The organism is Microbacterium sp. SSM24 (genome assembly GCF_025989145.1).
Classification (GTDB): domain Bacteria; phylum Actinomycetota; class Actinomycetes; order Actinomycetales; family Microbacteriaceae; genus Microbacterium.
Map to the genome: position 1 here is coordinate 261,196 of NZ_JAPDNQ010000002.1, position 12,661 is coordinate 273,856.

At 70.0% G+C, this 12,661-nt stretch carries 9 protein-coding genes; 7 read left to right on the top strand and 2 right to left on the bottom strand.

The window, feature by feature from the left end:
* Positions 1–32: 32 nt before the first annotated feature.
* Positions 33–2,117 (bottom strand): glycogen debranching protein GlgX, encoded by a 2,085-nt coding sequence (glgX, locus tag OL358_RS13150; protein WP_264710520.1) that lies wholly within the window; start codon positions 2,115–2,117, stop codon positions 33–35.
* 114 nt (positions 2,118–2,231) lie between these two features.
* Between glgX and OL358_RS13155 the strand changes: the two genes are divergently transcribed.
* The 4 genes from OL358_RS13155 to OL358_RS13170 all read left to right on the top strand — a co-directional run bounded on the left by OL358_RS13155 (position 2,232) and on the right by OL358_RS13170 (position 7,493).
* Entirely contained in the window at positions 2,232–3,419 is a 1,188-nt protein-coding gene (locus tag OL358_RS13155) for a cysteine desulfurase family protein (protein WP_264710521.1), read from the top strand.
* A gap of 9 nt (positions 3,420–3,428) precedes the next feature.
* A complete protein-coding gene (mnmA, locus tag OL358_RS13160; RefSeq protein WP_264710522.1) occupies positions 3,429–4,526 on the top strand; it encodes a tRNA 2-thiouridine(34) synthase MnmA in 1,098 nt (365 codons plus the stop codon).
* 38 nt (positions 4,527–4,564) lie between these two features.
* Complete coding sequence (ligA, locus tag OL358_RS13165; RefSeq protein WP_264710523.1) at positions 4,565–6,916, top strand: NAD-dependent DNA ligase LigA; 2,352 nt, start codon at positions 4,565–4,567, stop codon at positions 6,914–6,916.
* An 82-nt stretch (positions 6,917–6,998) separates the two neighbouring features.
* The gene (locus OL358_RS13170) at positions 6,999–7,493 is read left to right on the top strand and encodes a DUF4262 domain-containing protein (protein ID WP_264710524.1); all 495 of its coding nucleotides are present in this window, start codon (positions 6,999–7,001) and stop codon (positions 7,491–7,493) included.
* A gap of 14 nt (positions 7,494–7,507) precedes the next feature.
* Here OL358_RS13170 and OL358_RS13175 read toward each other — a convergent pair whose 3' ends face one another.
* Positions 7,508–9,208: a long-chain-fatty-acid--CoA ligase gene (locus OL358_RS13175; protein ID WP_264710525.1), complete on the bottom strand. Its 1,701-nt coding sequence runs from the start codon at positions 9,206–9,208 to the stop codon at positions 7,508–7,510.
* Between the two features lie 94 nt (positions 9,209–9,302).
* Between OL358_RS13175 and gatC the strand changes: the two genes are divergently transcribed.
* The 3 genes from gatC to gatB are packed head-to-tail and all read left to right on the top strand — an operon-like array spanning position 9,303 to position 12,639.
* Complete coding sequence (gene gatC / locus OL358_RS13180; protein WP_264710526.1) at positions 9,303–9,602, top strand: Asp-tRNA(Asn)/Glu-tRNA(Gln) amidotransferase subunit GatC; 300 nt, start codon at positions 9,303–9,305, stop codon at positions 9,600–9,602.
* Positions 9,603–9,610: 8 nt separating this feature from the next.
* Positions 9,611–11,122 (top strand): Asp-tRNA(Asn)/Glu-tRNA(Gln) amidotransferase subunit GatA, encoded by a 1,512-nt coding sequence (gatA, locus tag OL358_RS13185; RefSeq protein WP_264710527.1) that lies wholly within the window; start codon positions 9,611–9,613, stop codon positions 11,120–11,122.
* Complete coding sequence (gatB, locus tag OL358_RS13190; RefSeq protein WP_264710528.1) at positions 11,122–12,639, top strand: Asp-tRNA(Asn)/Glu-tRNA(Gln) amidotransferase subunit GatB; 1,518 nt, start codon at positions 11,122–11,124, stop codon at positions 12,637–12,639. Before gatA ends, gatB begins: the two co-directional genes overlap by 1 nt.
* Positions 12,640–12,661 lie beyond the last annotated feature (22 nt).

Below are 12,661 nucleotides of genomic sequence, written 5' to 3' on the forward strand. Positions count from 1 at the left end.
GAGCTTGTGCGGCGCGCGGCCGGGCGGAATGATCACTCCGCCCGGAAGAGGTGCATCGTGGTGCCGGGCACGTGCACCACCTCGCCCGGCTCGCAGACGGGGCGGGCAGCGCCCGGGGCTTCGTCGACGCTCGACCACAGCGGCACGTAGCGTTCGACGCCGTCGATATCGGGGAGCGTCACGTCGGTGTCGTGTTCGGCGCCGTGGACGATCAGCAGAATGCGGTTGAACTCCTCGTTCTCCGGGGTCGAGGCTGCGACGTACTGGAGCGTGCGGTGCGACGGGTTGGTCCATCGGTCGATCGACATCGTCTCGCCGTGCTCGTCGTACCACTCCATGACCGAGGCGGACGGGATGTGCTCGTCGAGCCGAGCGAACCGGATGGGGCGAAGCGCCGGGTTCTCGCGTCGCATCCGCAGCAGATGCTGCACATGCGAGAACAGGTCCTGCTGCCAGGGTGCGTGCTCCCACGTGAGCCAGGTCAGCGGAGAGTCGTGACAGTAGGCGTTGTTGTTGCCCCGCTGCGTGCGTCCGAACTCGTCGCCCGCCGTCAGCATGGGGATGCCCGCCGACAGGAGCAGTGTTCCGAGGAGGTTCCGCATCGCCTTGCGGCGCACCGCCAGAATCGTGGCGTCGTCGGTCGGTCCTTCGGCGCCGTGGTTGAACGAGCGGTTCGTGTCGGCGCCGTCGCGGTTCTGCTCGCCGTTGCCCAGGTTGTGCTTCACGTCGTACGACACGAGGTCGCGCAGCGTGAAACCGTCGTGGGCGGTGACGAAGTTGACGCTCGCGAGCGGCCCGCGCTCGGCGGAGAAGGTGTTCGACGACCCCGCGAGACGCGTCGCGAACCCGCCGATGCCGACGGGCGCTGTCGATGCCCGGCGCGCGTAGTCGACGTCGCTCAGCCAGAAGTTGCGGACGCGATCGCGGTACCGGTCGTTCCACTCGCTCCAGCCCTCGCCGAAGTTGCCGGTCTGCCAGCCGCCCATGCCGACATCCCACGGCTCGGAGATCTTCTTGACGTCCGCGAGCTCGGGGTCGTCGATGATGGCGCGCAGCAGCGGATGCTCCGGAGTGAACTCGTGCGCGGCATCCCGTCCGAGGGTCGCGGCCAGATCGAACCGGAAGCCATCGATCTGCACGTCGCGCGCCCAGTAGCGCAGCGAATCCAGGACCAGGCGGGCCGCGGCATCCGTCGCGGTGTTCACGGAGTTGCCGCAGCCGGTGACGTCGATGTACGCGCCGTCCTCCTGCTGGCGGTAGTAGGAACGGTTGTCGATGCCGCGCAGGCTCGAGCGCGGTCCGCCGATGCCTTCCTCGGCGGTGTGGTTGTAGACGACGTCGAGGATGACCTCGAGTCCTGCCTCGTGCAGGAGGCGCACCATGCCCTTGAACTCGCGCAGGACGGCCTCGGGCCCCTCCCGGCGTGCCTGCTCGGTGGCGTAGGCGGCGTGGGGCGTGAAGAAGTTGAGGGAGTTGTAGCCCCAGTAATTGGCCAGTCCGTGCTGCAGCAGGCGCGGCTCGGTGGCGAAGGCGTGGACCGGCAGCAGTTCGATGCTGGTGACGCCGAGCGAGAGGAAATGCTCCACCATCGCCGGGTGGGCGAGTCCGGCATACGTGCCATGGAGCGCCGGTGGCACTCCGGGATGGCGCTTCGACATCCCCTTGAGGTGGCCCTCGTAGAGCACCGTGCGGTCCATCGGGACGCCCGGCTTGCCCACTCCGCCCCAGTCGAACGCCCCGTCGACGACGACGGAGCGCCAGTCGTCGTACCCGCCCCGCGTCAGGCCGCGTGCGTAGGGATCGACGAGCAGCGTGCCGCGGTTGAACGTGTTGCCCGGTCCGTGGGGGCCGTCGACCCGCAGGGCGTAGCGGGTGCCCGGCCGGAGGAGCGGGGTGGTGACCTCCCACACGCCGCCGCCGATCGGCTGCAGCGAAACGCTGTCGACGGCCCAGTCGAGGTCGACGTCGTCGAACACGACGACCTCCATCGCATCGGCGGAACCGGACCACACGCGCAGTGTTGCGCCATCGGCACCGAGGGTCACGCCGAGGCGGTCCAGGTCGGCGCTGTGCAGACCCGACGGAAGCATGAGCGCGGCGGACTCGAGACTGGGCATGCGAACTACAGTAGTAAGCGCGTGAGTCGAGGACGTTACGGAACCCGGTTCCCGCTCGTGCGAGACCCAGACGCACCCTGCGGCCCTGCCGCTCCGAGGCCGGGAGGAGAGGCGATGCAGGTCTACCTCGACCACGCGGCCACCACTCCGCTGCGCCCCGAGGCGCGTGCGGCGTGGCTCGACGCGTCGGGCGAGGTCGGCAACGCCTCGTCGATCCACGGCCGCGGGCAGGCGGCGCGCCGAACTCTCGAGGAGGCGCGCGAGCGGCTCGCCGCCGTCCTGGACTGCGACCCGATCGAGGTGGTCTTCACGTCCGGGGGGACCGAGGCGGTCAATCTCGCGGTGAAGGGGCTGTGGTGGTCGAGGGCGGAGGGCACGGATGCCGTCGTCCTGCCCGACGGTGAGCACCACGCGACCCTCGACGCGGCGGAGTGGCTGCGCACCTCGCACGATGCGGTGATCCGGCCCGCTCCGCTGACGGCGAGCGGGGCGATCGATCCCGCCGTGTTCGTCGCGCGCCTTCCCGGCGCGGCATTCGCCACCGCCCTGGTCGCCAACAACGAGGTGGGAACCGTCAACGACGCCGCCGCGCTGACCGCCGCCGCCGGTGCGAGCGACGTCCCGCTCCATCTCGACGCCGTCGCCGCCTTCGGCCACCTTCCGGTGTCGTTCCGCCGTTGGCGGGCGGATGCCTCCGCCCACGGCGGTTTGGTCGCGCTCAGCGTGTCGGCCCACAAGATCGGGGGCCCGGTGGGCGTCGGGGCGCTCATCGTCTCGCGTCATGCCCGGCTCGCTCCGCTGCTTCACGGCGGTGGCCAGCAGCGCGGACTGCGAGCGGGAACGCAGGACGTCGCGGGTGCGACCGCCTTCGCCGTCGCTGCGGAGCTGGCCGAGGCGGAACGCGAGTCCGAGGCTCGGCGGCTGGGCGCACTGCGCGATGAACTCGTGCGCGGCATCCTCTCGTCCGTCCCGTCGGCGGAGCTGCTCGGCGACCCTTCGCAGCGCATCCCGGGCAACGCGCATCTGCTCTTCGCGGGGGCGAGCGGCGAGACGCTCCTGTTCCTGCTCGATCAGGCGGGGATCGCCGTCTCGACGGGCTCGGCCTGCCAGGCCGGCATCCCGGAGCCGTCGCACGTCGTGACGGCGATGGGGCGGACGGATGCGGAGGCCCGGCAGGTGCTGCGCCTCACCCTCGGTCGCACGTCGGAGAGCGCCGACGTCTCCGCCGTCATCGCCGTGCTGCCCGAGCTCGTGGAGCGGGCGCGCGCGGCATCCGGGTCCCGGTCAGGCACGGGTTCGTAGACTGGACCCATGAAGATCCTCGCGGCCATGAGCGGTGGCGTCGATTCCGCCGTCGCGGCCGCACGGGCCGTGGATGCCGGGCACGACGTCGTCGGCGTCCACCTCGCGCTCTCACGGGCAGGCGGAACGCTGCGCACCGGAAGCCGCGGCTGCTGCACGATCGAGGACGCGATGGACGCGCGGCGGGCGGCCGATCGCCTCGGCATCCCGTTCTACGTGTGGGACTTCTCCGAGCGGTTCCGCGACGACGTGATCGAGGACTTCGTGTCCGAGTACCGCGCGGGCCGCACTCCGAACCCGTGCATGCGATGCAACGAGAAGATCAAGTTCGCCGCGCTCCTGGAGCGTGCCCTGGAACTCGGATTCGACGCCGTATGCACCGGGCACTACGCGACGCTGGTGGACACCCCCGCCGGCCTCGAACTGCACAGGGCTTCGGATGCCGCCAAGGACCAGTCCTATGTGCTCGGCGTGCTGACGGCGCAGCAGCTCGCGCACACCTACTTTCCGCTGGGCTCGACGCCGTCCAAGGCGATCGTGCGAGCGGAGGCGGAGGCGCGGGGCCTCGCGGTCGCGCAGAAGCCCGACAGTCACGACATCTGCTTCATTCCCGACGGCGACACGCGCGGGTGGCTGGCCGAGCGGGTCGGCACCGCGACCGGTGAGGTCGTCGACCGTACCGGTGCGGTGGTGGGAAGCCACGAGGGAGCGCACGCGTTCACCGTCGGCCAGCGTCGCGGGCTCTCGCTCGGGGTTCCGGCGCCCGACGGCAAGCCGCGGTTCGTGCTCGAGGTGCGGCCGGTCTCCAACACCGTGGTCGTCGGCCCGAAGGAGGCGCTGGCCACCGCCGAAATCGCGGGGGAGCGGCACTCCTGGGCCGGACGTCCGCAGCCCGAAGGCGCCTTCGCGTGCCATGTGCAGATCCGCGCGCACGCCGACCCCGTTCCGGCACGGGCGGTGCTCGACGGCGGCGTGCTGACCGTCGTTCCGGAGTCGCCCTTCGAGGGCGTCGCGCCGGGGCAGACCGCGGTGCTCTACGACGGCACGCGGGTGATCGGCCAGTTCACGATCGATCGCACCGTCTCGGCCGTCCCCGTCGACGCGTAGCCCCGTCGCCTGTCGGTGGCGGCTCCTAGACTGGCGGCGTGACGGATGACGACGATTTCGCTACGCCCGCGCTTCCCGCCGATGCGGGGCTCGAAGCATCCCGCGCCGAAGCTCAGGAGTTGACCGAGCGCATCCTCGACGCACGAGACGCGTACTACGGCCGCAATGCCGAGATCGTCGACGACGCGACCTACGACGGCTGGATGCACCGGCTGGAGGCTCTCGAACGGCTGCATCCCGAGCTGCAGGGACAGGATTCCCCGACGCAGACCGTCGGCGCGGCGGAGAGCTCGATGTTCGCGCCCGTCGAGCACGCCGAGCGCATGCTCAGCCTCGACAACGTCTTCAGCCTCGATGAGCTCCGCGACTGGTGTCTGAAGGCCGAGTCCGGCGCCGGGCGCGCCGTGCGCTGGCTCACCGAGCTGAAGATCGACGGCCTCGCGATCAGCCTCCGGTACGAGCGGGGTGTGCTGACGTCGGCGGCGACGCGCGGCGACGGCCGCACCGGCGAGGATGTCACCGTCAACGCCGTACGCGTGGCGGGCATCCCGCAGCGACTGGCGGGAACCGGGCATCCGGATCTGGTCGAGGTGCGCGGTGAGGTGTTCATCCCGGTCGCCGCGTTCCAGAGCCTCAACGCCCTTCAGGCCGACATGCGCGACCGCGCCGTCGAAGAGACGCGTGCGCGGAGCCGGGCCTTCGATGAGGCCAAGGCGCGCGTGAGCGCCGAGCGGCGGTTCCCGTCGTTCGCCAACCCGCGCAACGCGGCCTCCGGCGGTCTGCGTCAACAGCTCGATAAGAAAGACGGACTCGAACGGGAGGCCGGTCAGGCACGGCTCGACTCGCTGCGGCTGTTCGTCCACGGCATCGGCGCGTGGAGCCGCCCGCCGGTCGATTCGCAGAGTGAGATCTACGGGCTGCTTGCCGAGTGGGGGCTTCCGACGAGTCCGTACTTCCGCACGTCCGACGACATCGACGGCGCGCTGGATTTCGTCGCGTACTACGGAGAGCATCGGCACGATGTCGAGCACGAGATCGACGGCGTGGTGGTCAAGGTCGACGAGCTCGCGCTGCACGACGAACTCGGCGCGACGAGCCGGGCGCCGCGGTGGGCGATCGCGTACAAGTACCCGCCCGAGCAGGTGAACACGAAGCTGCTCGACATCGTCGTCTCGGTCGGCCGCACCGGACGCGCGACGCCGTTCGCCGTGATGGCACCCGCTCGAGTGGCGGGATCCGTCGTCCGGCAGGCGACCCTGCACAACCAGGACGTCGTCCGCGCGAAAGGCGTGCTGATCGGCGACACCGTGGTGCTGCGCAAGGCCGGCGATGTCATCCCCGAGGTCCTGGGGCCGGTCGTCGAGCTGCGCGACGGCACGGAACGGGAGTTCGTGATGCCCGCGGAGTGCCCGGAGTGCGGGTCGGCACTCGCCCCCGCAAAAGAGGGTGACATCGATCTGCGGTGCCCGAACACGCGGGCGTGCCCCGCACAGGTCCGCGGCCGGGTCGAGCACATCGGCTCGCGCGGCGCGCTCGACATCGAGGCGCTCGGCGAGGTGACGGCTGCGGCTCTGACCCAGCCGTCCTTCCCCGCGGTTCCGCCACTCGAGACGGAAGCGGGCCTTTTCGACCTCACGATCGAGCAGCTCGTGCCGATCGAGGTCATGGTGCGAGACGCCGAGACCGGCGAGCCACGCGTCGACGAGAAGACCGGCGAGCCGGTGCGTCGCGCGCCCTTCCGTCGCAATGCGAGTGCCGCCGAGAAGAAGTCGGGCGTCACCGAGCCGCAGCCGTCGGCGCAGGCGCTGACGCTGATCGACCAACTGGAACGGGCCAAGACGAAGGAGCTGTGGCGGTTCCTCGTTGCGCTCAACGTCCGCCATGTCGGCCCGGTGGCGGCACGGGCGCTTGCGCAGTGGTTCGGATCGGTCGCTGCCATCCGGGCCGCTTCGCGGGACGAACTCGCGGCGGTGGAGGGCGTCGGCGGGATCATCGCCGACTCGCTCACCGATTGGTTCGCCGTCGACTGGCATGGCGAGATCGTCGATCGATGGGCGGCGGCCGGCGCGCGGCTCGAGACGCCGGGTCATCCTGGCCCCGGCGCAGCGACCGTCGTGGGCGGTGTCCTCGAGGGTCTCACGGTCGTGGCGACCGGGAGTCTCGAGGGCTACTCGCGCGAGGGTGCGCAGGAGGCGATCATCACCGCGGGCGGAAAGGCCGGGTCGAGCGTCTCGAAGAAGACCGACTTCGTCGCGGCGGGGCCTGGAGCTGGTTCCAAGCTCTCCAAGGCCGAAGAGCTCGGGGTGCGCATCCTCGACGCCGCGCAGTTCCACATTCTCGTGACACAGGGTCCGTCGGCGCTCGATGCGCTCGCCCCCGACGCCGGCTGATCCGGCGGCGACCTAATTGGCGCGATCCCCAGTGTCGTAGGTATGTTCTAATCTCGGAGTCCTCCGACGAAGGGACTTCGAGATGACCATGATCCCCGACCCCGCCATGGTGGCCTGGCTCGACCAGCAGGACAAGCGCACGGCGCAGACGATCCGCAGCCACGGGACGAGCATCGAGTACGTGACCGGAGACATGCGCCGGCGTCTGACGCCGTTCGCCTACACCATCGGACTGTTCGGCATGGGGCATCCCGAGCTCCTCGTCTTCGGTCTCGACGCGCGCACCACGGGGCTCCTCCTCAACGACGTCGCCGACCGGGTGCGCGCCGGGCAGGACGTCGTGGCGGGCGAGCTCCTCGAGTTCTCCGGCTGGGGTCACCGGGTGACGGTCGAAACGGTGCCCAATCCCGGCGACATCGCGTTCGCCGCCAATCGCTTCTACCAGCGTCCCGATGACTTCTCGGTCGACGTGCTCCAGCTCACCTATGACGACCGCGAGGGGCGGTTCCCGTGGCAGGACGGCTACGAGAACGCGGTGTGGATCCAGCCGCGGCCGGGGGAGTTCACGGCGTGGTGAGGGCCGCGAGTGTGTCAGTCCCCGGAGTTCAAGGAGAGGAGCTTGTCACGCACCTGCCGGCGCAGCACCTTGCCGATCAGCGACGTGGGCAACTCGTCGACGACGAAGATGCGGCGCGGCACCTTATAGGGAGTCAGGATCCCGCGCACCGACGCGCGGATCTCCTCGACGTCGAGGTCCGCGCCGGGGGTGACCACGACGGCGGCGACGACCTCCTCGCCCGAGTGTTCGCTCGGCAGACCGACGACCGCGGCGTCCTCGACCCGCGGATGCTGTCGCAGCGCGTTCTCGACCTCGGTGGGCGCGACGTTGAATCCGCCCGTGATGATCAGCTCCTTGATGCGGTCGACGATGCGTACGAAGCCCGCATCGTCGATCGTCACGATGTCGCCCGTGCGGAACCACCCTTCCGTGAAGACCGCTTCGGTCTCCTCGGGCTTGCCGTAGTAGCCGCCGAAGACCTGCGGTCCGCGCACGACGAGCTCGCCGCGCTCTCCGCGTGGCACGTCCTGCGTGGGGTCGTCGGGGTCGACGACCCGGCACTCGGTGCCGGGGAGCGGCAGGCCGACCGTGCCCGACACGCGGTTCGCGGCCACAGGGTTGGCCATCAGCACGGGGGAGCATTCGCTCAGTCCGTACCCCTCGACCAGGTATCCCCCCGAAGCCTCCTCGAACGGCACGACGAGCTCGTGAGGCAGTGCCATCGCGCCCGAGATCGCGACCTGGGTGCCGGCGATCGACACACCCTTCTCCTTCGCGGCCTTGAGCAGACGATCCGCGATGGGGGGCACCAGCGGGAGGAAGGTCGCGGGGTGCTTCTTGGTCACTTCGAGCACCATGTCGGGATCGAACCGCGGGAAGAGCACCAGCCGCGCTCCCATCGACATCGCGAAGGTCAAGCACAGCGTCAGTCCGTAGGCGTGGAACATCGGCAGCACGGCGTAGACCACGCAGCCGTCGCCGCGCACGATCGACGGCACCCACGCTCTCGCCTGGGCGGCGTTGGAAAGAAGGTTGCGGTGCGTCAGCGAGGCGCCCTTGGGGGTGCCGGTCGTGCCGCTCGTGTACTGGATCAGAGCGAGGTCGTCGGTAGCGGGCCTCGGGTGGGACGCAGGGAGCGGCTCGGTCCCGACGATGCTCTTCCACGCGATGGCGCCCGTGACACGCTCGGTCAGCGCCGTGCGGGCCTCTCGGGCCTTCGTGATCGGAAGGCGCAGCGCGACGCGGGTGGTCCAGGGCATCGCGGCGGTGATGTCCACCGAGATGAGCGAGGCGACCGCGAGATCCGCGGGGAACTCCTGCACGGTCGCCACGACCTTCGACCACACGATCGCGTGCTTCGCGCCGTGGCCCTCGAACTGCTTGCGCAGCTCGCGTGGCGTGTACAGCGGATTGTGCTCGACGACGACGGCGCCCAGCCGGAGGATCGCGTAGAACGCCACGATGTGCTGCGGACAGTTCGGGAGCACGATCGCGACGGGGTCTCCGGCGCGCACGCCCTGCGCACGCAGTCCAGCCGCGGCGCGTTCGATCTGCTCTTGGAGCGATCGGTACGACGTCGTACGTCCGAAGAACTGCAGGGCGGGGGCATCCGGGTAGTCGCGTGCCGATGCCTCGACGATGTCGATGAGCGAGCCGGTCACCGGCTCGAGATCTTGGGGTACGCCTTCGGCGTAGCTGGCGATCCACGGGCGCGGGGGGTCATAGAGCGTCACGGCGCCCAGCCTACGCCCGGGCTCGAGCGCGTCAGAGGACCGAGCGGGCGCTTGCCCGCCGGGAGCGTCCCGGCGTTCCGAATAGACTGTCCGGGTGTCTGAAATCACCCCCGATCTCGTGCGCCATCTCGGTGTACTCGCCCGGATCCAGCTGAGCGACGAGGAGGTCCACCGCCTCACCGGCCAGCTCGACGTCATCGTCGACAACATCGCGAAGGTATCCGAGGTCGCCACCCCCGACGTCGTGGCCACGAGCCACCCCATTGCGATGCAGAACGTGTTCCGCCCCGACGTCGTGAGCGGTCAGCTGACGCCCGCGCAGGTGCTGCAGAACGCTCCGGATGCCGCGGACGGCCGATTCCGCGTGACGGCGATCCTCGGCGAAGAGCAGTGAGGACCCTCGTGACTGATCTGACCAAGCTCAGCGCCGCTGCGCTCGCTGAGAAGCTCGCCTCGCGCGAAGTCTCCAGTGTGGAGGCCACACAGGCGCATCTCGACCGCATCGCGGCAGTGGACGGCGACGTACACGCCTTCCTGCACGTGAGCGACACCGCTCTCGATGCGGCCGCCGACATCGACCGCCGCCGCGCGGCGGGCGAGCAGCTCGGCCCCGTCGCCGGCGTTCCGCTTGCCGTCAAGGACGTGCTCGTCACGACCGACATGCCTTCGACGAGCGGATCGAGGATCCTCGAGGGCTACATGTCGCCGTACGACGCCACCGTCGTCGCACGTTCTCGAGCCGCGGGGCTCGTGCCGCTGGGCAAGACGAACATGGACGAGTTCGCGATGGGCTCGTCGACGGAGCACTCGGCGTACGGCCCGACGCGCAACCCGTGGGATCTCGACCGCATCCCCGGCGGGTCCGGCGGAGGCTCCGCTGCGGCGGTGGCTGCCTTCGAGGCGCCGCTCGCCCTCGGCTCCGACACGGGCGGCTCGATCCGTCAGCCCGCGCATGTCACCGGCACCGTGGGCCTCAAGCCGACCTACGGGGGAGTCAGCCGATACGGAGCGATCGCACTGGCATCGAGCCTCGACCAGGTCGGACCCGTCGCGCGCACCGTGCTCGACGCCGGACTGCTCCACGACGTCATCGGCGGCCACGACCCGCAGGACTCCACGTCTCTCTCCGACGCGTGGCCATCGTTCGCCGAGGCCGCACGTGAGGGTGCCCGCGGCGATGTCCTCAAGGGACTCAGGGTGGGCGTGATCAAGGAGCTTCCCGACGAGGGCTTTCAGTCCGGGGTGTCGGCGTCCTTCCGTGCCGCACTCGCTGCGATGGAGGCACAGGGCGCCGAGATCGTCGAGATAAGCGCACCGCACTTCGAGTACGGCGTCGCTGCCTACTATCTGATCCTGCCCGCCGAGGCATCCAGCAACCTCGCGAAATTCGACTCGGTTCGCTTCGGCCTGCGCGTCGACGTACCGGGCGGCACAGTGGAAGACGTCATGGCCGCGACCCGCGACCGCGGCTTCGGCGACGAGGTGAAGCGCCGCATCATCCTCGGCACCTACGCCCTCTCCGCCGGGTACTACGACGCGTACTACGGCTCAGCGCAGAAGGTGCGCACGCTCATCCAGCGCGACTTCGACGCGGCCTTCGCGAACGTCGACGTCATCGCCACGCCCTCGGCGCCGACCACCGCCTTCCGTCTCGGCGAGAAGATCGACGACCCGATGCAGATGTACCTCAACGATGTGACCACGATCCCCGCGAACCTCGCGGGCGTGCCCGGCATCTCGATCCCGTCCGGCCTCGCGGCAGAAGACGGGCTTCCGGTCGGCATCCAGTTCCTCGCCCCTGCGCGGGAGGATGCGCGCCTCTACCGCGTGGGCGCGGCCCTCGAAGCCGTGCTGCTCGACTCATGGGGTGCGCCGCTGCTCGATCGCGCCCCGATCCTCGGAGGAGGACGCTGATGGCCAAGGACAAGCTGATGGACTTCGACCGGGCGCTCGAGCTGTTCGAGCCGGTACTCGGGTTCGAGGTGCACGTCGAGCTCAACACGAAGACCAAGATGTTCTCGGGGGCTGCGAACCCCGCGCACGCCGACAACCACGGCGCGGCGCCCAACACGCTGGTAGCCCCCGTCGACATGGGCCTGCCGGGCTCGCTCCCGACCGTCAACGCCGAGGCCATCCGGTACTCGATCAGCCTGGGGCTCTCGCTCGGCTGCTCGATCGCGCCCTCGAGCCGCTTCGCACGGAAGAACTACTTCTACCCCGATCTCGGCAAGAACTACCAGATCTCCCAGTACGACGAGCCGATCGCCTTCGAAGGACAGGTCGACGTCGAGCTCGCCGACGGAACGGTCGTCACCGTGCCGATCGAACGTGCGCACATGGAGGAGGATGCCGGCAAGCTGACGCACGTCGGCGGCTCGACCGGGCGCATCCAGGGCGCCGAGTACTCGCTCGTCGACTACAACCGCGCGGGCGTGCCGCTCGTGGAGATCGTCACGAAGCCGATCTTCGGCGCCGAGCACCGCGCGCCCGAGATCGCGAAGGCGTATGTCCAGACGATCCGTGACATCGTGCTCGCGCTCGGGATCTCCGAGGCCCGCATGGAGCGCGGGAATCTGCGCTGCGACGCCAACGTCTCCCTGCGCCCGCGCGGCCAGGAGAAGCTCGGCACGCGCACCGAGACGAAGAACGTCAACTCGATGCGGTCCGTGGAGCGCGCCGTGCGCTACGAGATCCAGCGCCAGGCGGCCATCCTCGACGCCGGCGGCTCGATCATCCAGGAGACCCGTCACTGGCACGAGGACACCGGGACCACCTCGCCGGGTCGGCCGAAGTCCGACGCCGACGACTACCGGTACTTCCCGGAGCCCGACCTGCTTCCCGTCGCCCCCGCACCGGAGCTGATCGAGGAGCTGCGCGCCGCACTGCCCGAACCGCCGGCCGCGCGCCGCCGTCGGCTGAAGGCCGATTGGGGATTCACCGACCTGGAGTTCCAGGATGTCGTCAACGGCGGCCTCCTCGCCGAGGTCGAGGCGACGGTCGCCGCCGGCGCCGCACCGGCGTCCGCGCGCAAGTGGTGGACCGGCGAGCTCACGCGCATCGCGAACGCCGAGGGACGTGAAGCATCCGATCTCGTCACACCGGCGGATGTCGCGGCGCTCCAGGGTCTCGTCGATGCGGGCACGCTCACCGACAAGCTCGCCCGCCAGGTGCTCGAGGGCGTCGTCGCCGGCGAAGGGACGCCGCAGCAGGTCGTCGACGCTCGCGGGCTGGCCGTCGTATCGGACGACGGCGCGCTGATCGCGGCGATCGATGAGGCGCTCGCCTCGCAGCCCGATGTGCTCGAGAAGATCCGTGATGGCAAGGTCCAGGCCGCTGGTGCGGTGATCGGCGCCGTCATGAAGGCGATGAAGGGCCAGGCCGACGCCGCTCGCGTGCGCGAGCTCGTGCTGGAACGCGCCGCCGCATCCTGATCCGCTTACCGCCGACTGCGCC